Below are 17350 nucleotides of genomic sequence, written 5' to 3'. Positions count from 1 at the left end.
CGCCCGGCCACCGGCAATCCGGGGCAGCTACGGGGCGAGGTCGAGAACAGCCCACACCTGACGGCCGTCCGCAGTGACCTCAGTCCCGCAGGACACCGCGCCCAGCTCGTGCAGCCGGGGCAGAACCGTGTCGTCGAGGTTGTCCGGCGCGGCCTGGTGGCTGAACGCGAGGACCAACACCTGCCGATCCTGTTCGGCGAGGTGGAGGCTGACGTGCCGGCCGCCATCGGGGATGACGGTAGCGATCAGGTGGCGGACCAGGCAGTCGAGGGTGGCGGGCGTCCGGTGCCCCCACTTGGCGAGCCGGGCCGTGACCTCACCAACGGCTTTCTTCCCTGCCCAGGGCTGCGGTTCGAGCGCCCAGGTCGCGCCCTGCCGGTTGGCCATCACGGTCCGGCCCCGAACGGCTTGCAGCCTCGCCGGGGCGCTCGGGTGGAGGGTCTGCGGCGGGGGCGGGGATGGTGGTTTCTTCGGCGGCGGGGGCGTCTTCGGCGGGTAGCTGGGCGGGTAGTTGGGGTGGTCGGAGCGGGGTTTGATGGCGTCGATGGCGGCCTCCCGGGCGGTGACGGGTCGGTCACCCATCGTAGGAGCCGGGTTCGCTGCTGTCTGCGGTATGCGTGAGCGCCCGCCCATGTCTGCTGCTCACGAGGGCGGGCGCTCGGGGCGGTGCTGGAATCCCTCCCCGGAGGGATCAAGGTTTGGCACTGTCACGGGTGCGTGCTGCAATGACTGGGTAGCGCCGAGACCGCGATGGAAACGGGAACTCGCAGATGGGCCGGGCCTGGGGGGTGGCTCCCTCCGATGGGCTCGGCCCTTTCCGCGTGTGGGCGGCGGCCGTCACCGCCGGGTGTTTGGGGAGCGTCCCCGAGATCATGCCGCCCAAGCCCAGGATGTCACGGCCGCGTCTTCCCGTCGCGGACCGCAACCCACTTGTCGAACTCGTAGTCCAGGACACGGGCTTGGTAGTGCTCGATGGGCCCAGTGCCATCACCCCCACGCATGCCGTGGAACGCGTCGTCGAGGATCTCACCGAGGAGATCCATCAACTGGCGGATGCGGGCCGTCGGCGAGGGCACCCGGCCGTCGGTCGCTTGGGTCGCTGTCGGGCCGGTCGGCTCGGCGAGGATGTGGGCGAGGGCGTCCGCGATCCACCGCGCCCCGGTGATACCGCGTAGGTCGTCACGGAGCACGGCCACCTTGGCGAGCTTGTCCTCCACGGCTTCGGCGCGTCCGGCGTAGGAGCCTGCCGCAGCATCGGCACTGTCGGCGGCGGCGTACCGGCGGAGTTCGCGTTCGGCGCGCGCGAGGCGCTGTGGCCACTGCTGCGTCCGGCAGCCGGCAATGTCGGCGCGCAGGCGCTCCACCTCAGCCTCGGCGGCGGCGAGGCGGTTGTATTCGGCGACCGGGATGGGCATGGCGGGCACGCCGCCGATCGTGCAGCCCGGCGCGGGCGCCTCGTCGACCGCTGCGTCTTCTGCGCCGGGCGCCGCATGGAACGGCGCGACGCTGATCTCTGCGCGAAGGGTGCGGGCGTAGGCCTTGTCGGGGGCGAGCGCCGCGTCCCACCGGTCGGCGAGCGCGTTCATGCGGATGCGCAACCGGTCGCGTTGGGCGTAGGCGTTGGCCAGATGCTGGCGGGCCTCGGCGAGTTCCTCGGCTTCCGCCCGGGGTTCGGCGGGCGCGTCCAGCTCGTGCCGGAGTTCGGCAAGGACGAAGTCGGCTTCCCCGAGGTGATGCTGGCTGGGGATGTCGTTGCCGGACAGGGCGTGGTGGTTGTCGTAGCGGTGGATCGCGGCGGCGATACGGGTGCGTAGCAGGTCGGTCATGGGGTGGGCTCCGTGCTGTCGAGGGCGGCCCCGAGGAGACCAGCGGGCGTGTAGCCGTGGCCTTGGATCGGCGCGCTTTCGGTGATCGACTCGTAGCGCCGCCACTGCCGTCTGTCGCTCGCGGGCATGCGACGGACTGTGGTGGCGCAGTCGCTGCAGAGGCGTCCGCTGCAGTCGTCGTATCCGCACATCGGGCACTGGCCTGCCGCACTCCAGGTGTGGCGTTGGCGGAGTTCGAGTTCTCGCGGCGTGGCCGCCTTGGCCCGCATCTCCGCGAGTTCCTTGGCCTGCCGGACGGCGTTGTCGTTCATCTCGCCGACGACTTCCGCATACCGGTCGAGGTCGTCGTACAGTCGGTCGAGTTGGTCGCTGGTGAGGTGGTCGAGGGGGATCCGCTCCTCACGGTCGGCACCAGTGGCGAGGAGCGCGGCCAGCACTCTGGCGGTGAGGTGTTCGGCCAGGTCGGTGAGGTTGTCCATCGGGTCGTCGTCGATGGTCTTGCCGACGGCGGCGGCGATGCGGTCGCTGAGGTGGTCGGTCACGGCGTCTCCAGGGCGTATGCGGTGCGGCGGGGCTGGCCGTCGCCGGTGGTCGGGCTGTCGTGCAGGGCGCTGACGAGGATCCACCGGCCGCGTTTCCCTGTGTCCGCGTCGACGACCCAGGCCCGGTTGTGACCGGGCGTGTACCGCTCGACGCGGATGCGGGGGCCGCCGCGCGGATCGCAGGACTGGTAGATCTGGCCGGGCTGGATCACGTGCTGCTCCTCGTGGTGTCGTTGGCGGGCGTGCCCTGTCCGGGCGGGATGCCGAGCGCCACACAGCAGGCGGTGCAGCGGCGGCGGCCCAGCCGGGAGGCGATGCCAGGCATCCACCAGCCGCGCCGAAGCCCACAGGCAGCGCGGGCGCGGATCGGCATGTTGCTGTCGATCGCCTCCCGCATCCCCTCGACGGTGACCGCCGTACCGGGCACTGCGTGCAAGACGCGCCACTTCCCGCAGCACAACCACCACCGGCCGAAGTTCTCGGCGATGGGGTGGGAAGTCACCGACTGCTCCGTGGTTGGTCGGGTCGGCGGAGGCTGGCGGCCAACTGGTCGAGGGCGGCGAGTTCCTGCGGGGCGAGGGGCCGGCTGTCGGGCCGGATCATGGCTTCGACTTGGGCTGAGGTGCGGCGGAGGGTGCGGCCGGTGCGGTGGCCGATGCACCAGCCGGCGGCGAGGGCGAGGATGACGGCGGCGGCGATGGTCACGGCTGGCCACCGCCGAGGAGGGCTCGGGCCACGGCGAGGGCGGCGGCTGCTGGGCAGACAGTGCGGTCGCAGCCGCCATGCCGCGCGGAGCCCGGGTTGTTCAGGGTTTCGTCGTCGGGGTCGTTGGCGACGGCGACCAGCAAGTCGGCGAGGGCCTTGCCGACGCCGGGGTGCAGGGCGGCGATGTAGTCGGCGTGTGCGGGTGCGAGGTGCGGGTGCGTGCCGCGCCCGTGTGGGCCGCTGGAGCCGCCGCGGATGATGCGGACGCGGTCTGGTCCGTAGAGCCGGGCGTCGTGGTCGTTGACGTGGTGGCTGGTCCAGGTGCTGGTGTCGCGGCCGTAGGGGTCGGTGGATGCGGTGTTGGCGAGTTCACGAAGTCGTGCGGCGGCGGTTCGCATCTGGTCGGCGGGTGTGGTCATCGCTGCGCCTCCCCGACGTAGCGGTAGCCGGTGCTGGTGGGCTTGAAGCGGTCGAGACGGATGCGGGTACGGCGGACGCTGGGGAGCGGCACGGGCTCGCCGTCCTGGGTGAGGGCGACTTGCCGGACGTGGGCGTGGGTGTCGTCGATCCGCTGGATCCAGATCAGCCGTTCGTCGGCGCGGGGGTCGTTGTCCTGCCAGATCTGGCCGGTGGCGGGGGTCGGGGTGTCGGTCATCTGCGACTCCTGGTGGTGGGTGTGCCCGGCGGGGTACCGGGCACGAGGGGCGGGCACGGTCAGGCCAGGTCTCGGGGCATGTCGATCCACGTTCCGCCGTGCGTAAAAGGGCAGTTCGGCATGGGAGCGGACTCGATGACGTCGGACCATTCGCGGTTGATCGCAGCGTGCGGGTCGCAGTTGTGGACGTGGCCGGGCTGGCTGCGGAAGCGGAGCGCTGTGGTGGCGGGCTCGTCGCAGTCGCCCCAGCCGCAGAGGTTCGGGTCCTCCTGGATGCGCTCTGTCACGGGGTGTCCTGTGTCGGTCGGGCCCACGAAGGGCGGGTGGGGGCCGGGCCGGTGAAGGCCCGGCGCGGTTGGGTCAGGGCTTCTGTGGGTCGATGAGGTCGGCGGCCCATCGCGTGCCGTTGCCGAACATGTCGACGTAGTCCTGCGGCAGCTCGGTCTCGCGGATCTTCTGGGCGAGCTGGTGGGCGAACGCGTTGAGGGCGACGCTCATCTCGTCCTTGGTGAACTCGTCGCCGCGCATGGCTTGGAGGGCGTCGCGGGCGTCGCCGCCTACGAGGCAGCAGCGGCGGTCCTGGGTGTGGATGTTGTGGTCGTGGAAGGCGGCGATGACGGCGGGTTGGTCGAGGAAGTCTTCGAGGCTTTCGTCGCAGGTGTCCCAGTCGCCGTCGCGGAGTTCGCGGATGAGGTCGGCGAGGACTTTCCGTGTGACGTCGGCGGCGGCTCCGGTGTCGACGAGTGCTTTGGCGACGGGGTCGAAGATGCGGTTGGCGCTGTTCCATCCCATGGCGGGGTCCTTTCAGGTGCGGACGTGAGGCGCTGTACACCTCTCTGCGGGCTTGGGAGGGGTCTCGGTGTCGCGTGAGCCGCGCGAGGGGCTGTCGGGCGTTCCTGGGGCTGCTGTAGGCCCGCGACGGGGCATCCGGGCTCGTATCGCCCGCCACACCGCCCGCCCCATCCACCAGACGGCGGCCACGACCGCGAGCACGCCCACCGTCCCCACGGCCGACAGGACCACCACCCACCCGGCCAACGCCCAACCGAGGGCGACCAGCACCTGCACCGCCTCCGCCATCACGGGGTGCCCTCGGCTTCCGAGCGGGCGCACGGAACGCACACGTCCTCGACGCCACCCTCAACCGGGTTGAGCCGATCGCGAGCGAAGTAGCCGAAGCAGAGGCAGCACATGACCCGGCCGTCGGTGAGTCGGTCGAGGCGTGTCCGGGTCCCGCCATCGGCCAGGGGCACGGTCAGGAAGTCCACGGGCTCAGCCACGGTCGTTCTCCTTGCCGGGCTGGGCCACGACAGCGGGCGCGTGGAGCTCAGGCCGGTCGCAGCAGACGTCGAACCCGCCGTGACAGTCGGACTCCGTCTGACCGCTGGTCGGGCAGTAGTAGGTGCTGGCGCCGGGCTTGCAGACGTGCGCGTCCTGCGTCTCGGGCTGGGGTGCCTCGGCCAGACGGCGCAGCACGCGCATCGCTGAGCCCAGCGCCGCCCGCTCCTTCGCGTCGTAGCGCGGGTAGACGGCGACGTTGACGTCCGTGGCCTCCTGCTCGGCCTCGATGGCGGCGATCGCCTCGGCCAGCACGGCGGCCCGGTCCACGGGCACGGGCAGGACGGCCAGCTCGGCGGCCAGCTCCTTGACCCGCTCGTGAATCGCCTCCCATGGCGCGCCCGTGCCAAGGTCGAGCGCAGTCGACAGGGCGAAGCGCCACCCCCCGATGACCGCACGACCTCCCTCGATCAGCCCCTGGTGACCTTCACGCATGCACCTCGCCCCGACCTTGGCCAAGCCCCGGTCGCGCGCGGCGTCCTGCTGAAGCATCTCAACCTGCGCGCGGAGACGGCCTTCCTCGGTGAGGGCGGGCGGAGGCGTGACGGCGGACTCGTCAGCCATCCGGCGCAGCTCGGCCTCGGCCTCCTGCGGGGTGATGGCCGTGCCGGTCGCGTGGAGCCCGCGGAAGAAGTCGGCAGCCCGGAGCAGCGCGGCCTGTGTGGGCGGCGCGGCGGCAGACGGGACGGCAGGCAGGGCGAGGATCGCGTCCGCGTGCCGCTGGTAGTCGTGGGGCTCCAGGCTGTCGAAGCCGAAGCCGTCGGCCTCAGCAAGCGCCCGACGGATCTGCTCGCGGCGGTCGATGGTCTGGTCGGTCATGGTGGCTCCTGTCGGGTGTGGTGTGATCGGGGTGGCCGGCCGCCGCGACTCGAACGCGGCGGCCGGTCTTCTGCCCCGTGGCGTTTTGGGCGGGTTGGTGTTCGGCCGGGATGGAATGGGCGGATGTCAGGCAGGCAAGTCGAGGTCGAACACGCCCTGCGCGAACCGCTCCTTCGCGAGGTCGTGGTAGGCCGGGTTGAGGTCGATGCCGACGTACTTCCGTCCGAGCCGCCGTGCCGCGTCGCCGGTGGTGCCACTCCCAGAGAACGGGTCGAGGACGGTCCCGCCCGGTCGGCAGCCCGCCTTGATGCAGCGGAGCGGCAGGTCGATCGGGAACGTCGCGAAGTGCGCGGCCGGGTAGGGCCGGGTCGGGATCGACCACACGTCGCCGGGGTTCCGGCCTAGCGGGTTCGCGGCAACCCGCTGAACGCCTGCCACGGACGCGCCGCCTGTTCCCTGGCGGACGCTCTCCCCGCGGCTCTTGCGGGTCTCCCAGTCGAGAACGGGGCGGCGCTTGTTGTCCTCGCTGACGGGTTCGCGGATGGGGTCGAGGTCGAACGTGTAGTGGGCCTGTTTGGCGAACAGGAACAGGTGTTCATGCCTGGACGACAGCCGGTCACGGACGGACTCGGGCATGGCGTTGGGCTTCGACCAGATGATCTCGTTGCGGAGGATCCAGCCGTCGTCTTGCAGCGCGAACGCGGTACGCCACGGGATACCGAGGAGGTTCTTCGGCGGCAGCGCGTCGGTCCCGCGGAGTCCGTCGGCTGTGAACGTGCGGCCCTTCCTCCGCCCGTTGCCCTGTCGTCCGGCGCTGCCGGGCGGGTAGGCGTAGCTGTCGCCGAGGTTGAGCCACAGCGTCCCGTCGTCGGCGAGCACGCGGCGGGCCTCGGCGAACAGTGCGCGCATGGTCTCGACGTAGGCCGCGGGTGTCGCCTCCCGCCCGTACTGCCCGTCGACGCCATAGTCGCGCAGCGAGTAGTACGGCGGGCTGGTGACGATGCAGTCGATGGAGCCGTCCGGCAGCGTGCTCAGGACTTCCAGGGCGTCCCCGAGCAGGAGCGTCACCTGGTCGTCGCGGTAGTACTCCTCGCGCCCGGTCATTGCTGCTGCCCGTCGCCAGCCACAACGGCGCGGTGGCCGGTGAGAGTGAAGGCCTCGCAGCCGGGGCAGTCGTCGACGTGCTCCGGGCCGTCGCTGTCGTCGGCGACGACGTGCGTCTCCTCGCCAGCCAGGAACTCCCGCAGCGCCGTGTCACCGCGCCCCGGCTCGGCGTCCCGCTTGGCGAGCTGGGCGATCAGGTACTTGCGCTGCCGCTGGAGGCGGCGGACTTCGGCGACGAGAGCGGGCAGTACGGCGCGTGCTTCCACGAGGTCGTGGATGTCCTGCCGCTGCTTGTCGTCGATCTCGTCCTCGCCTGGATCCCAGGTGCTCAGGTCGAGTTCGACGATCTGGTCCGTGACCTTGTACGTCGAAGGGAACGAGTACATCTCGATCTCTCCGGACTCGTCGCGCCGCACGTGGGTGAGTGCCTTCTCGCGCCAGACCTGGAGGCTGCCTTCACAGTCGGACACGTAGAACGGGTCATCTGCGACCCGGGTGGCGATGGCTGCGATGTCGCCGAGCTGCTGCTGGGTGAGGGGCTGCGTGGTGTGGGTCATGTGGGGTCCTTTCGGGTCGCGCGCGGTGGAGATCACCGGGCGAGGGTGGGGGTGGCGCGGCGTTCGGCGGCGATGCGGCGGAGGGTTGCGCGGACTTCGCCGGTGGCGACCGCGATGGCGATGTCGGCAATGCAGTCGACGCACACCCAGTCGGCGGCGTGCTCCAAGTGGAAGGCGGTGGATCCGTCGTGGAAGACGCGGAACCACATGCGACTGCTGGTGAATGAGCAGGTGCCGATCGTCTGGCCGCGTCCGCAGTCGCAGTCGCCGCCGAGTTCTCCGAGGGCGGGCGGCGCGTCGGGGGTGAGGTCGCAGATGTGGGTGGTGGTCATGGCGGGCCTTTCAGGCGGCGTCGGGCTGTTGCTGGTCAGTGACGAGTCGGAGGTGGGGCTTGCGTTTGCGGGTGTCGCGGGGGTCGTTGGAGTGCCAGTCGCGGACGGCGGCGTCGAGGTCGGCGCGGTGTTGGGCTTGTTCTTCGGGGGTCCACGGTTCGGTGGGCGGCTTCGCGGGCGGCCGGACCGGGATGGCCTCCTGCATGAGGCGCTCCAGCGGGGTCACGGGGTGGGCTCCTTGCGGGCGAGCTCCAGCAGCACGGCGGCGTGGCAGTGGTCGGGCTGGCCGGGCTCCGGGAGCGGGCAGGTGCAGGCGAGGTCTTTGCCGCGCAGGGTGTGGAGGTCGGCGAGGATCCGACGGCGGTCGAAGACCTGCCTGCCGATGCGGTAGGTCTCCTCGTACCAGCCGCCTTCGGTGCCGACGCGGAGCCACTCGGCGTAGTTCGCGGCGCAGGCGCTGCGGGGCTCGCCCATCTCGGCCTCGATGGCGTCGGCGATGGTGAACGGGTTCCCGAAGCGGGAGGGGCGGCTGACGATGACGGCCCCGTTGGGGTTGGCGGTGGCGTTGGCGAGGGTCCAGCCAGGGGTGCGGCGGCGCTGGATCCGGCGGGGTTCGGTGGTCACTGGTCCTCCATCGGGAGTTCGTCTTGTCCGGGCTGCGGGGTCACAGGCGCGCTTCTGAGGCGCTGCCAGGGGCTGGGTGGCAGTCCGGGGCCTCCAGGCCCTGTACGGGCCTCCTGTGACGCCTCACGCAGCTTCCTGGCGCATGTGGGGCCGAAGCCGGAGGGCGTGGGGCGCTTGAGTCGGCGACGGCAACCCGCACAACGCGGGACGGCGGTCACGGCGTGCGCTCCTGACGCTTGCGCTCGCAGTAGGCGCGCAGCGAGACGACGGCCATCTCGTAGATCGCCCGGAGCCCTACACCGAGGTCGTCGGACTCCGCGGTGTACAGCGCCCGGTAGAGGGCGGCGGCGGTGTCCTCGTCGCGGTTGGCTCGGGCGGTGACGAACTGCGCGGCGAAGCGGATGCCGGGCGGGAAGGCGTCGACGCTGCCCTCCTCGCCGGTGTGGATGTTCTCCACCTCGATCCCGAAGTGCTCGCCGGGCTGCTGGTTTTGGAGGGCGTCGAAGGCGGCGGATTCGGCGAGGGCGCAGAACGTGGCGTACATGGCGATGTCGCTGCGGCGGACGATGGGCCTCAGGAGCTTCCAGGCGGTGTCGTCGTCGCCCGCGATTCCGTGGCTGAGGGCTTCGAGGATCTGACGGCTGTCGGCTTTGGTCTGCGGGTTCTTCACGGCTGGTTGTCCTTCCGGTTGGTCTGGTTCCGGGTGGTGTGGCGGGCGGCATGAGGTGCGGCCGTCATGCGCAGGTGTCTTCGGCTTCCTGGTAGCGGCGGGCGTGGACACCAGCACGCGGGATGCCGTCGTCGTGGCAGGTGATGCCGGGCTCGACCTGGCAGGCGGGGCAGCAGGCCGTGATGCGCGCCCAGTCGGTGATCCGCTGAGGGTGCGACTCGGGCAGGCGTCGGCCGGACTTGCGGAGCACGCACGGTTGGTGGGCGCGGGCCCCGCAGTGCGTACACGGCACCGACCGGGCCGGATGCTGGCCGGCGCGGTGTAACGCGGGCGGCTGGTCATGACGGGATCTCCGCAGGTCGGAAGCCGGGCGGCCGGTAGCCGACGTGGCGGGCGAGGAGCTGGGCGGCGCTCATCAGCAGGTGCTCCTCTTCGGGGCGGGAGAGTTCGAGGTCTGCGCGCCACTCGCCGACGAGGTCGACGGCCCGGTAGGCGTGCGGCTGGTCGAGGACTTGCGAGAGCCGGTTCAACGTTTCGAGGCCGCGGCGCAGTGGCGGGTTGAGGTAGCGCAGGCAGGTGCGGCAGAGCGGGAGGTTCTCGGCGTTGACGAGGTGCACGAGTTGGGGGTGTGCGATGTCTTCGCAGCGGTGGCACCAGTCCGTGGAGCGGTGGCCGACGACTGCGCGGACGGGTTCGAAGGGGCCGCGGTAGTCGGCGGGTTCGCTGTGGGTGGGCGGCGTGACGAGGCCGTTCACGAGACGCTCCGAAGTCCGCGGCGGAGGTCGGGGCCGTCGAAGCTGACGATGGTCGCCGTCTGTGAAAGCCGGGACGCGAGCCGGTCACCGAGACGGGTCACCAGGTCTGAGGCTGCGGTGCCGCCGGTGCGGACGGGGAGGTTGGTGGTGATGAGCAGCGGGAGGGATTCGTTGTAGCGGTGGTTGACGATGCGGGTGGTGGTCTCCTCCGTGAACTCAGACAGCTTCTCGGTGCCGAGGTCGTCGAGCAGGAGCAGCGGGATCCGGCACAGCCGCTTCAGTTCGTGCTCGCTGCCCTTCTCGGAGCCGCCCGGCCGCAGCAGTCCGTACAGATCGGGGGCGGTGGTGGCGATCATCTCGAAGCGCTTCGGTCCGGCCTCCGCGATCCTCCGCAGTGCGCCGTACGCCTGGTGGGTTTTGCCGCTGCCGATCGCACCGTGGAGGACGAGGAAGCCGGCATCCCGGTAGTCGGCCGCCGCCCGGTCGGCCCAGGCTTGGACGGCCGGGTGTTCTGCGGTGGCCTGCCGGTAGCGGTATGGCACGGCGGTCTGCCAGCGGCTGAGGGCGAACTCGGCGCGTTGGCGGCGGTGGTACTCGGGGTGGCCGGGCTCGTCGGGGGTGGGCTCGTCGTCGATCGCGCCGCCGGTGACGTCGGGGACGTGCTGAGCGATTCCGGCCATGAGGCGTGCGAGGGCAGAAGGCCGGTTCTCGGCGAAACTCTGGGGTTCGGGCACGGCGGGGTCCTTAGAAGTAGCCGAGGTCGTTGGCGTAGTCCTCGGGGGTGGGCTGCTTATAGGGCTGGTAGCCGCCGGAGACCGCGCGCAGCGGGGGGCGGGTGGCGCGCTCGGACGCGAACTTCGCGGAGCGGCGGATCCACTTCTGCCACTCGGTGTTCCAGTTCTTGCGGTGCTGGCCGTTGGCGCGGAAGTGGTCGACGAACTGGGCGGTTTCGTAGTCGAGGTCGAGGTTCGGGCCGAAGGTGCTGAGGGCCCAGCGGCGGAGTCCGTCGTTGAGAGCGAAGCCGTCGTTGTCGATCGGGGAGGGCGCGTAAGCGTCAAGATCAGGCGCCCCGCTTCCCGCGCTTTCCCCACCTACATCAGCCATAGAAGGGGTTGGGGTCGGGACGGGACGGGACGGGGCAGCGTTAGTAACGCCGTTACGGATCGCCGTGACCTGGGACTCTGTCTCTACAACTGAACGGGTTCCGGTCGCCGTCGTGTCGCCGTCGTGCTTCCGTCGTGTCGCCGTCGTGTCGCCGTCGTGCGCTTCTTCGGTTCGCGTAACGCCGTTACTGCTGCCGTTACGCGAGGCGTCGGATCCGTCCGGCGGGACCGGCTTGCCGTTCTTGCGGCGGCGGAACTTCTCCTGCCGCTCGGCGTTCTTCTTCCGCTCCGCCTGCACCTGCCCGCGGGACGGGTTGTAGTCGAGGTAGTCGTGGATGGCCCAGCCGTCGGCGGTGCGGTCCCACACGCCGGCGTCTTCGAGCTGCTTGGCGGTCGCCTTGATGTTCCGCACGTGGGCGACGAGCGGTAGCTCGCGGTCGGTGATGCGGCCGTCGGTGAGGTTCTCGGCGCACCAGCAGATCGCGGAGATGTGCAGCCGGAACGCCCGATCGGACAGCAAGGCGATCTTGCGGTGCGATGGGAACCGGTCGTCCAGCTTCACCCAGGTCATCAGGCGCTTCTCTCGTTTGTGCTGATCAGACGTGTTGAGCGGTGCTTGCCGGGCGGCCGGTCATCGGCTGGCCTTCCGGTTGAGGTAGGGCTTGTGCTGGCGAAGGAGCCGGTCTTCGAGGCGGTACGCATGGGCGCGGTCGTCGCACGGGTGCGCCTGCCAGCGGACGAACTGCTTGCCGTCCTTCTCGTGGGCGGTCAGCCGTGGGCTGAGCTTGTCGGTGGAGCCCACGTAGCAAGGCGTGTTGCTCTCGTCGAAGAGGACATAGACGACAGGGACGCCGTAGATCGGGATGGGCGCGTTGGCGGGGATTGGGTATTCGCCAACCCAGCTGCCTTCGGGGCCGTTCGGGAGCCGCTTGGCGTACTGGGCGAGTCGCTTCCACGGCACGCCGACCACGTCGTCCCAGAGGCGCATGGCCCCTTGATGCCGAGTGGCCCGGACGGCGGCCATTGCGATGCACAGTTGCGCGTAGGTGAGGGCGCCAGTCCTGTACTCGGTGGCGATGCGATGGATGGCCTGTTCCATGGCCTGTTTCCTGGCTTCAGCCAGGCGGTTTTCCTTGTCCTGGATCAGGCTGACGTGCTGGAGAGTGGCAGCGAGAGAGGCGTGCAGCGCCTCCGGAAGATCCTCGGTGTGCATATGCAAGACCCTATCTGCGTGCATATGCAAGGTCAAGCGGATAGCTGGACATGATGCATATGCAGCCCTTACGGTGAGCGCATGGTCAGCCGAGCGAAGGACACCCACACCACGAACCGCGTCTTCCGAGTCCCCGATCAGGACTGGGAGGACTTCGGTGTGCTGGTGGGTGAGCGCAACCGTGCGCACCTTCTGCGCGAGTTCATCGCCTGGTATCTGCGCCGCCCCAAGGCTGCGCTGCCGAAGCGACCCGAAGCCCGTGACGCCGGCGCGGCCCGCAACATCGCCGAGTCCTGACACCGTCTCCTCCTCTCCTGGCCCCGCCACGGCGGGGCCTTCGTCGTGTGCGATGGGGAAGGCTGCGTTACGCGGCGGACTCCCAGCGGACGACCTCGTACCGGCCGAAGCCCTGTGAGCGGGAGGCGCCGATGCCCTGCTGCTCGCCGGTGAGCCACAACATGGCCCACTCCTGATCTGCGAACTTGTGGTCGGCGATCACGGTGAAGTCGAACGTCGCCTCGTCGATGACCTCGGTGTACTGGATGCCGGTCTGCCCGGTGCGCGGGTTCTTCGGGAAGGACTGGAGTACGCGGGAGGCTTCGGTGACGCCGAGCTGGAGGGTGTCCTCGACGACCATGATGTGTTCGGCGACGAAGCCGAGGACGCCCTTGTTGGTGGTGCCCCACTTGGCCTTGAGCTTGTCGGTGGCGCGGGCGACGCCGGCGGCTTCCTTGATGGCGGCCTTGAGCTGTCGGCCTTCGATGTAGAGGCCGTGCTGGTTGCGCTTGAAGCCGTTGAGGTGCTTGAGCTTGTCGACTTCGGTGGCGGCTTCGTCGGCGGTGACGCCGCGTTCGGCCATGGTCTGTGCGACGAGGTCGCGGATGAGGTCGTCTTTGTCGGCGAGTTTGGTCTTGAGCCAGCCTTCGGCGACGCGGGGGTCGGTGGGGACGCCGCCGGCGAGGTTGGTGACGGTGATGGTGGCGTTGTAGCGGTGGGGCCATGCGGTGTTGGTGTAGGTGGCGAATGCGCTGGTCATGGGGTTCTCCTGGTGGTTGATCGTTTGGTGGGTCGGGCCGGGCTGGGTTGTCGGTCGGGGCCGGGTCGAGCGGGGACGTAGGGGGCCGAAATGTCGGTGCAGGCCGGAGTGATCCGGTAGGCGACGGCATGGGTTGGGTTGTCGGTGAGGGCTGGTCAGGGCGGTGTAGGGAGGGGAAGTCGGTCCGAATCGGCTTGGGCGGCCTCGCGAGGAGTAGTCGGCGGGGGCAGGGTCGTGTCGGGCCGGTCCGTCTTGGGACGCGTCGAGGCGGGATGGGTAGTCGGTCGGGGTGGGGGGACTGGCGACGTAGCGTGGCGTGACGAAACGGGTAGTCGGCACGGGCGGGAAGGCGGCGCGCGGCGACGGGATCGGGAGGTCGGGAGGGTGGCGCTGAAGAGATCCGCGTGGGGCTGTCGCCTGGGTGGGCTCGGCTGGCGAAGGCTGGGGCAGGGATGTCGGCAAGGTTGGGCATGCGGTGCCCTGGGACGAGGAGTCGGTACGGAGGTCGACGGGCCGAATTGCGAAGCGCAGGGTCGTCGGTGGGGGTAGGGCAGGCCGGAGCCGAGCCGGGCAGGCTGGAAGTGGGACGGGTAGTCGTGGCGGGTTGGCCCGGTGTGAGTGCTGTGGGCGGAGGTGGGTAGAAGCGTCGTCTTGGTGTGGGGCGCGGTGTGTCGGCCAGCAGACGTCATCTCAGATCACGCAGCCGCAATCGTCGGAGCCTGCGAACGCCCCGTCAGTGAGCGGTACATCGTCAGGTACTGCTCCTCCGTGAAGGCGTCCCCGACGGTGCCCTTGCCGACCTTCTTGGCCACGGCCCGGTGGAACGACGCTTCCAACTTCGCCTGCCGCGCGGTCTCGTCGTACCGGCCCGCGACGAACAGGCAGTCCGCCGCCGTCATCCGGGCCACGGTCCGGCGCGTGTTGTCCTCGTCGACCACGTACTCCGCCGCGAACGGGCTGAGAGCGGCGGCGTCCCCGGTGTCGGCGAACGAGCGCGCCGCCTCTGCGAACGCCCGACGTGGAGCCCCGACCCTTGTGGCCTGCCGCTTGCTGTTCGACTTCCGGGCGATCGCGTCGGCGAGGAAAACGGCCGCGCGCAGGTCGAGCCAGCCGGCGAGGAGATCCGGGTCTTCGGCGCGGAGCCGGTCGACGAGATCGGCGGCGACGAGCGGCGCGGTGTAGTCGCCGTTGGGGATGGCGTCCTCGATGGCGGTGCTCATGTCGGTGAGGCAGTCACGGTCCATGGGAATTCCTTCCTGTGTCGTGTGCGGTTACTGGCCGATGGGTGCCGAGCAGGCTTTGCAGAACCCGGCGCCGGGTGGCGTCGGGGCGAGGCACTTGGGGCAGGTCATCAGGCGCGCTCCCAGGTGACGGAGCCTTGTTCGACGTAGCCGGACGCCCGGCTTTCCCCGGTGGGCTCGCAGGTGTCTTCGTCGAGTACGGCGAGGTGGTTGGTCCAGAACGAGACGCGGGCGCGGGCGGCTCCGATACCGCCGTAGGGGCCCTCGGACTCGGTGACCGTGGTGCCGTCGCGGAGTTGTTTGGTGATGACGGCGCGGTAGACGGTGGCGTCAGCCGCCATGCCGATCGAGCGGGCCATCAGCGGGCACCTCCGCCCAGCGCCGCCCGGCCGATCGCGTCCAACTCCAACGCCGTCTGCACCCCGGCCTGCGCCTCCGCGAGCCGGTACAGCTCCCGCGTCACACGGCCGGCGAGGATGGGCAGGGCGTGGGCGTGGATTTCGAAGCGGCGGCCGACCGGCCAGAACAGGTCGCGGTACTCCTTGCAGGGGACGCCGGACTGTCGCAGGACTCCGGCGTCGGTGAGGCGTTCGCGCATCCCGATGGCGTCGTCGATGGGGAGGCCGTAGCGCTGGCGGAGGTGGGCGGCTGCGGTGTCCCAGTTGAGGACGACGGGCTCTGGGAGGTTGCCGGGGACGGGTGCCGTGTACTGGCCGGTGTGGCGCAGCGAGGGGAGGACGTCGTGGAAGACCCAGCGTTGGAAGCGGTTGACCTGGTCGCGGACGTAGTCGTTGCTGATCCGGGCGGTCTTGCGCTGGCTGACGACGCGGTAGAAGCCGGGTTCGGTGAGGTGCCAGACGCGTTGGTCGCCGCCAGGGGTCCGCACTGTTGCGGACCCCTTCTCGTCGTCGGGGACGGAGCGGAGCATGTCTCGGGCGTCCTTGTATGCCAGTCCCCTTGCGAGGCCGGGTGCGAGGACGATGAACGAGCCGTCGCGTGGGAGGACTTCGATGTCGAACTCGCCGTGGGTGAAGCGTTCGATGTTCATGGGTTTCCTTTGTGGGGTTGAGGGGCCGGGCGCGGGAGGCGTTGGGGGAAGTCGCCTCCTGCGCCCGGTGGCGGGCCGTGGGGGACGGCGCGCCGGAGGGGTGGTCAGCGGTAGTTGTGGATGACCAGCCACCGGGGTTCCGGGTGGTCGGCGTAGCCGAGGCGGACCGCGGTGTAGTCGAGCGCCGAATCCCAGGCGGCCAACTCGGCGACCGACGCGAGCTCGTCGGGGATGACCGGGACGACCTGGTTCTCCTTGACCGGGGTGAACCGGGTGACGAGCAGCAGCCGGTCGTAGTCGCCGACGACGTGGTGCCCGACGCTGTCCTTGAGGAGGTCGGGTCCGTCGCCGATGACCTGGTCGAGCGTGTCGAGGTCGGTGTCGGCGGGGATCTCGAAGCCGTAGGCCAGGGAGACGGAGTGGTAGAGGCCCATCAGGCGGCGCTCCCGGCGTGTGTGGGGCAGAAGTCGTCGCCGTCGCCGGTGTGCTCCCAGCCCTCGTTCTGTACGAGGTGCTGGCGGGCGACAGCAAGCCGCTCCGTGCGGGTCATGTCCTCGCTGACCATGTACTCGCCGGTGTTCTCGACGCCGCAGTGGTCGCAGAACACGGTGATCTGATCCGGGTACAGCGGGCTGTCGGGGTCGAGGACGATCGCGGTCACGATCTCCGGGGTGAGGGGCGGGGGCGTGGGGCTGGTCATCGTGTTCTCCTGGGTCGGGTGGCCCGCCGGTTTCCGCCCGGCGGGCCGCTTGCTGGTGGGCGGTCAGGCGGTCAGGCGGGCTGTCGGCGGCGTGCGCCTTGGGATCGGAGCGTCGTTCCGGCGAGAATCAGCAGGTCACGGGTCCCGCCGTACGAGCGGCCGAGGAGTCCGGCGACGTAGTGGATCGTGTGACCCGACTCGTACAAGTCGCGGGCCAGAGCAGCGTCACGGGCACGGGAGGCGGTCATGAGGCGTCCTCTCCGGAGCCGGCGGCGGGCTGGGGCTCGCGGGTCTGCGGCCTGGGGGCGTGTACGGCGCACTTCCATCCGGTGATGTAGAAGCGGACCGGGGCCCCGTGCTCGCTGCGGGGTACGTCGCACGGCTCCGGAACCCGGGCGCTCACGCGGAGACCTTCGTGGTGCCGGTCCGCGAGTACGCCGCCTGCCCCCGGTTGTGCGCCCGCCGACACGCGTCGTCGACCGGCTCCCGCTTCTCCACATGCCGCGCGTACGCCGACCGGGTCCCGCACGGTGCGTGCCGCGGGTTCGGGACCGGCCGGCCCGCACGCGAACGGGCGTCACGCTCCCGGGCGTCCGTCAGATGGTCCGGGCGGACACAGTCGGCGATCCCGCAGAACGCCAGGACTTGGCCGTCCGGGGTGCGTCCGCGGCTGACGATGAACGTGGCCCGGTTGGGGGTGTAGGTGGCGCCTTGGAAGTAGAGGCAGCGGGCGCCGGTCCAGGCGAGGTGCTCGTCGTCCAGCGGGCGTGTGCGGGCCTTCCACGCTTCGGCGAGGGTTGCGGGCCGGGGCGTGTCCTCGGCTTCGTCCACGGGCAGCTTGGCGGCCTTGCGGCGGCGGAGCTTGCGGCGCTCACCCTCGCTGAGGCCACCCCACACGCCCCACTCCTCGCCGGTCTCCAGCGCCCACTGAAGGCAGCGTTCGACGGAGGGGCAGGAGCGGCAGAACGATTTGGCGTAGTCGATGTCCGCACCGAAGCTGCCCGGGTACATGGCGTCCGGATCCGCCTTGCATGGGGCGCTCGCACGCCAGTCGGCGGAGCGGATGGTGTCGGGCGCCTGGC

At 70.4% G+C, this 17350-nt stretch carries 31 protein-coding genes and 1 pseudogene; 1 reads left to right on the top strand and 31 read right to left on the bottom strand.

What is annotated here, in order from left to right:
- Positions 1–27: 27 nt before the first annotated feature.
- From OG352_RS06185 to OG352_RS06075, 23 genes are all read right to left on the bottom strand, one after another.
- Positions 28–582 carry a hypothetical protein gene (locus tag OG352_RS06185; RefSeq protein WP_329215165.1) on the bottom strand — a complete coding sequence of 185 codons (555 nt, stop codon included), beginning with the start codon at positions 580–582 and terminating at the stop codon, positions 28–30.
- 311 nt (positions 583–893) lie between these two features.
- The gene (locus OG352_RS06180; RefSeq protein ID WP_329215163.1) at positions 894–1826 is read right to left on the bottom strand and encodes a hypothetical protein; all 933 of its coding nucleotides are present in this window, start codon (positions 1824–1826) and stop codon (positions 894–896) included.
- Entirely contained in the window at positions 1823–2368 is a 546-nt protein-coding gene (locus tag OG352_RS06175) for a hypothetical protein (RefSeq protein WP_329215161.1), read from the bottom strand. The genes OG352_RS06180 and OG352_RS06175 overlap by 4 nt, the downstream gene beginning before the upstream one ends.
- The gene (locus tag OG352_RS06170) at positions 2365–2580 is read right to left on the bottom strand and encodes a hypothetical protein (RefSeq protein WP_329215159.1); all 216 of its coding nucleotides are present in this window, start codon (positions 2578–2580) and stop codon (positions 2365–2367) included. The genes OG352_RS06175 and OG352_RS06170 overlap by 4 nt, the downstream gene beginning before the upstream one ends.
- Positions 2577–2870 (bottom strand): hypothetical protein, encoded by a 294-nt coding sequence (locus OG352_RS06165; RefSeq protein WP_329215158.1) that lies wholly within the window; start codon positions 2868–2870, stop codon positions 2577–2579. The genes OG352_RS06170 and OG352_RS06165 overlap by 4 nt, the downstream gene beginning before the upstream one ends.
- On the bottom strand, positions 2867–3073 hold the full coding sequence (locus OG352_RS06160) for a hypothetical protein (protein WP_329215156.1): 207 nt from the start codon (positions 3071–3073) through the stop codon (positions 2867–2869). The genes OG352_RS06165 and OG352_RS06160 overlap by 4 nt, the downstream gene beginning before the upstream one ends.
- Complete coding sequence (locus OG352_RS06155) at positions 3070–3492, bottom strand: hypothetical protein (protein ID WP_329215154.1); 423 nt, start codon at positions 3490–3492, stop codon at positions 3070–3072. Before OG352_RS06155 ends, OG352_RS06160 begins: the two co-directional genes overlap by 4 nt.
- The gene (locus tag OG352_RS06150) at positions 3489–3728 is read right to left on the bottom strand and encodes a hypothetical protein (RefSeq protein WP_329215152.1); all 240 of its coding nucleotides are present in this window, start codon (positions 3726–3728) and stop codon (positions 3489–3491) included. The genes OG352_RS06155 and OG352_RS06150 overlap by 4 nt, the downstream gene beginning before the upstream one ends.
- Positions 3729–3787: 59 nt before the next feature.
- Positions 3788–4015, bottom strand: coding sequence for a hypothetical protein (locus OG352_RS06145; RefSeq protein ID WP_329215150.1), 228 nt, complete (start codon positions 4013–4015; stop codon positions 3788–3790).
- Between the two features lie 73 nt (positions 4016–4088).
- Positions 4089–4520 carry a hypothetical protein gene (locus OG352_RS06140; RefSeq protein ID WP_329215148.1) on the bottom strand — a complete coding sequence of 144 codons (432 nt, stop codon included), beginning with the start codon at positions 4518–4520 and terminating at the stop codon, positions 4089–4091.
- A gap of 287 nt (positions 4521–4807) precedes the next feature.
- On the bottom strand, positions 4808–5008 hold the full coding sequence (locus OG352_RS06135) for a hypothetical protein (protein WP_329215146.1): 201 nt from the start codon (positions 5006–5008) through the stop codon (positions 4808–4810).
- Positions 5001–5885 carry a hypothetical protein gene (locus OG352_RS06130; RefSeq protein ID WP_329215144.1) on the bottom strand — a complete coding sequence of 295 codons (885 nt, stop codon included), beginning with the start codon at positions 5883–5885 and terminating at the stop codon, positions 5001–5003. The genes OG352_RS06135 and OG352_RS06130 overlap by 8 nt, the downstream gene beginning before the upstream one ends.
- A 126-nt stretch (positions 5886–6011) precedes the next feature.
- A complete protein-coding gene (locus OG352_RS06125) occupies positions 6012–6989 on the bottom strand; it encodes a DNA-methyltransferase (RefSeq protein WP_329215142.1) in 978 nt (325 codons plus the stop codon).
- Complete coding sequence (locus OG352_RS06120) at positions 6986–7546, bottom strand: hypothetical protein (protein ID WP_329215140.1); 561 nt, start codon at positions 7544–7546, stop codon at positions 6986–6988. The genes OG352_RS06125 and OG352_RS06120 overlap by 4 nt, the downstream gene beginning before the upstream one ends.
- A gap of 32 nt (positions 7547–7578) precedes the next feature.
- Complete coding sequence (locus OG352_RS06115) at positions 7579–7878, bottom strand: hypothetical protein (protein WP_329215138.1); 300 nt, start codon at positions 7876–7878, stop codon at positions 7579–7581.
- 10 nt (positions 7879–7888) lie between these two features.
- Positions 7889–8104: a hypothetical protein gene (locus tag OG352_RS06110; RefSeq protein WP_329215136.1), complete on the bottom strand. Its 216-nt coding sequence runs from the start codon at positions 8102–8104 to the stop codon at positions 7889–7891.
- On the bottom strand, positions 8101–8502 hold the full coding sequence (locus tag OG352_RS06105) for a DUF4326 domain-containing protein (RefSeq protein ID WP_329215134.1): 402 nt from the start codon (positions 8500–8502) through the stop codon (positions 8101–8103). The genes OG352_RS06110 and OG352_RS06105 overlap by 4 nt, the downstream gene beginning before the upstream one ends.
- A gap of 214 nt (positions 8503–8716) precedes the next feature.
- Positions 8717–9172, bottom strand: a complete 456-nt coding sequence (locus tag OG352_RS06100) for a hypothetical protein (RefSeq protein ID WP_329215132.1) — start codon at positions 9170–9172, stop codon at positions 8717–8719.
- A 64-nt stretch (positions 9173–9236) separates the two neighbouring features.
- Positions 9237–9530 (bottom strand): zinc finger domain-containing protein, encoded by a 294-nt coding sequence (locus OG352_RS39925; RefSeq protein WP_443072473.1) that lies wholly within the window; start codon positions 9528–9530, stop codon positions 9237–9239.
- The gene (locus OG352_RS06090; protein WP_329215130.1) at positions 9511–9927 is read right to left on the bottom strand and encodes a hypothetical protein; all 417 of its coding nucleotides are present in this window, start codon (positions 9925–9927) and stop codon (positions 9511–9513) included. Before OG352_RS06090 ends, OG352_RS39925 begins: the two co-directional genes overlap by 20 nt.
- Positions 9924–10661: an ATP-binding protein gene (locus OG352_RS06085; RefSeq protein WP_329215128.1), complete on the bottom strand. Its 738-nt coding sequence runs from the start codon at positions 10659–10661 to the stop codon at positions 9924–9926. Before OG352_RS06085 ends, OG352_RS06090 begins: the two co-directional genes overlap by 4 nt.
- A gap of 10 nt (positions 10662–10671) precedes the next feature.
- Positions 10672–11601 carry a hypothetical protein gene (locus OG352_RS06080; protein ID WP_329215126.1) on the bottom strand — a complete coding sequence of 310 codons (930 nt, stop codon included), beginning with the start codon at positions 11599–11601 and terminating at the stop codon, positions 10672–10674.
- 60 nt (positions 11602–11661) lie between these two features.
- On the bottom strand, positions 11662–12243 hold the full coding sequence (locus OG352_RS06075; RefSeq protein ID WP_329215124.1) for a GIY-YIG nuclease family protein: 582 nt from the start codon (positions 12241–12243) through the stop codon (positions 11662–11664).
- A gap of 81 nt (positions 12244–12324) precedes the next feature.
- On the opposite strand from OG352_RS06075, the gene OG352_RS06070 reads away from it, so the two are divergent.
- A complete protein-coding gene (locus tag OG352_RS06070) occupies positions 12325–12540 on the top strand; it encodes a hypothetical protein (protein ID WP_329215122.1) in 216 nt (71 codons plus the stop codon).
- 67 nt (positions 12541–12607) lie between these two features.
- On the opposite strand, the gene OG352_RS06065 is transcribed toward OG352_RS06070, so the two are convergent.
- From OG352_RS06065 to OG352_RS06030, 8 genes and pseudogenes are all read right to left on the bottom strand, one after another.
- Positions 12608–13279: a hypothetical protein gene (locus OG352_RS06065; protein ID WP_329215120.1), complete on the bottom strand. Its 672-nt coding sequence runs from the start codon at positions 13277–13279 to the stop codon at positions 12608–12610.
- Positions 13280–13974: 695 nt separating this feature from the next.
- Positions 13975–14523: a hypothetical protein gene (locus OG352_RS06060; RefSeq protein WP_329215118.1), complete on the bottom strand. Its 549-nt coding sequence runs from the start codon at positions 14521–14523 to the stop codon at positions 13975–13977.
- 107 nt (positions 14524–14630) lie between these two features.
- On the bottom strand, positions 14631–14879 hold the full coding sequence (locus tag OG352_RS06055; RefSeq protein WP_329215116.1) for a hypothetical protein: 249 nt from the start codon (positions 14877–14879) through the stop codon (positions 14631–14633).
- Positions 14879–15568, bottom strand: a complete 690-nt coding sequence (locus OG352_RS06050; protein ID WP_329215114.1) for a BRO-N domain-containing protein — start codon at positions 15566–15568, stop codon at positions 14879–14881. Before OG352_RS06050 ends, OG352_RS06055 begins: the two co-directional genes overlap by 1 nt.
- A 104-nt stretch (positions 15569–15672) precedes the next feature.
- A complete protein-coding gene (locus OG352_RS06045) occupies positions 15673–16002 on the bottom strand; it encodes a hypothetical protein (RefSeq protein WP_329215112.1) in 330 nt (109 codons plus the stop codon).
- Positions 16002–16268 (bottom strand): hypothetical protein, encoded by a 267-nt coding sequence (locus OG352_RS06040; RefSeq protein ID WP_329215110.1) that lies wholly within the window; start codon positions 16266–16268, stop codon positions 16002–16004. The genes OG352_RS06045 and OG352_RS06040 overlap by 1 nt, the downstream gene beginning before the upstream one ends.
- Positions 16269–16339: 71 nt before the next feature.
- Positions 16340–16516 (bottom strand): helix-turn-helix domain-containing protein, encoded by a 177-nt coding sequence (locus OG352_RS06035; protein WP_329215108.1) that lies wholly within the window; start codon positions 16514–16516, stop codon positions 16340–16342.
- A 595-nt stretch (positions 16517–17111) separates the two neighbouring features.
- Positions 17112–17333, bottom strand: a pseudogene (locus OG352_RS06030) (WhiB family transcriptional regulator); the annotation flags it as partial.
- Positions 17334–17350 lie beyond the last annotated feature (17 nt).

It is taken from the genome of Streptomyces sp. NBC_01485, assembly GCF_036227125.1.
Lineage (GTDB): Bacteria > Actinomycetota > Actinomycetes > Streptomycetales > Streptomycetaceae > Streptomyces.
Note: the sequence above shows the minus strand (reverse complement) of the source record. Positions and strands in the feature narration are given on the sequence as shown.

Coding starts and splice junctions, on each gene's coding strand:
- OG352_RS06185 (WP_329215165.1), bottom strand. CDS start 582: ATGGGTGACCGACCCGTCACCGCCCGGGAGGCCGCCATCGACGCCATC.
- OG352_RS06180 (WP_329215163.1), bottom strand. CDS start 1,826: ATGACCGACCTGCTACGCACCCGTATCGCCGCCGCGATCCACCGCTAC.
- OG352_RS06155 (WP_329215154.1), bottom strand. CDS start 3,492: ATGACCACACCCGCCGACCAGATGCGAACCGCCGCCGCACGACTTCGT.
- OG352_RS06150 (WP_329215152.1), bottom strand. CDS start 3,728: ATGACCGACACCCCGACCCCCGCCACCGGCCAGATCTGGCAGGACAAC.
- OG352_RS06140 (WP_329215148.1), bottom strand. CDS start 4,520: ATGGGATGGAACAGCGCCAACCGCATCTTCGACCCCGTCGCCAAAGCA.
- OG352_RS06130 (WP_329215144.1), bottom strand. CDS start 5,885: ATGACCGACCAGACCATCGACCGCCGCGAGCAGATCCGTCGGGCGCTT.
- OG352_RS06125 (WP_329215142.1), bottom strand. CDS start 6,989: ATGACCGGGCGCGAGGAGTACTACCGCGACGACCAGGTGACGCTCCTG.
- OG352_RS06120 (WP_329215140.1), bottom strand. CDS start 7,546: ATGACCCACACCACGCAGCCCCTCACCCAGCAGCAGCTCGGCGACATC.
- OG352_RS06115 (WP_329215138.1), bottom strand. CDS start 7,878: ATGACCACCACCCACATCTGCGACCTCACCCCCGACGCGCCGCCCGCC.
- OG352_RS06080 (WP_329215126.1), bottom strand. CDS start 11,601: ATGACCTGGGTGAAGCTGGACGACCGGTTCCCATCGCACCGCAAGATC.
- OG352_RS06075 (WP_329215124.1), bottom strand. CDS start 12,243: ATGCACACCGAGGATCTTCCGGAGGCGCTGCACGCCTCTCTCGCTGCC.
- OG352_RS06070 (WP_329215122.1), top strand. CDS start 12,325: ATGGTCAGCCGAGCGAAGGACACCCACACCACGAACCGCGTCTTCCGA.
- OG352_RS06065 (WP_329215120.1), bottom strand. CDS start 13,279: ATGACCAGCGCATTCGCCACCTACACCAACACCGCATGGCCCCACCGC.
- OG352_RS06060 (WP_329215118.1), bottom strand. CDS start 14,523: ATGGACCGTGACTGCCTCACCGACATGAGCACCGCCATCGAGGACGCC.
- OG352_RS06055 (WP_329215116.1), bottom strand. CDS start 14,879: ATGGCCCGCTCGATCGGCATGGCGGCTGACGCCACCGTCTACCGCGCC.
- OG352_RS06050 (WP_329215114.1), bottom strand. CDS start 15,568: ATGAACATCGAACGCTTCACCCACGGCGAGTTCGACATCGAAGTCCTC.
- OG352_RS06045 (WP_329215112.1), bottom strand. CDS start 16,002: ATGGGCCTCTACCACTCCGTCTCCCTGGCCTACGGCTTCGAGATCCCC.
- OG352_RS06040 (WP_329215110.1), bottom strand. CDS start 16,268: ATGACCAGCCCCACGCCCCCGCCCCTCACCCCGGAGATCGTGACCGCG.
- OG352_RS06035 (WP_329215108.1), bottom strand. CDS start 16,516: ATGACCGCCTCCCGTGCCCGTGACGCTGCTCTGGCCCGCGACTTGTAC.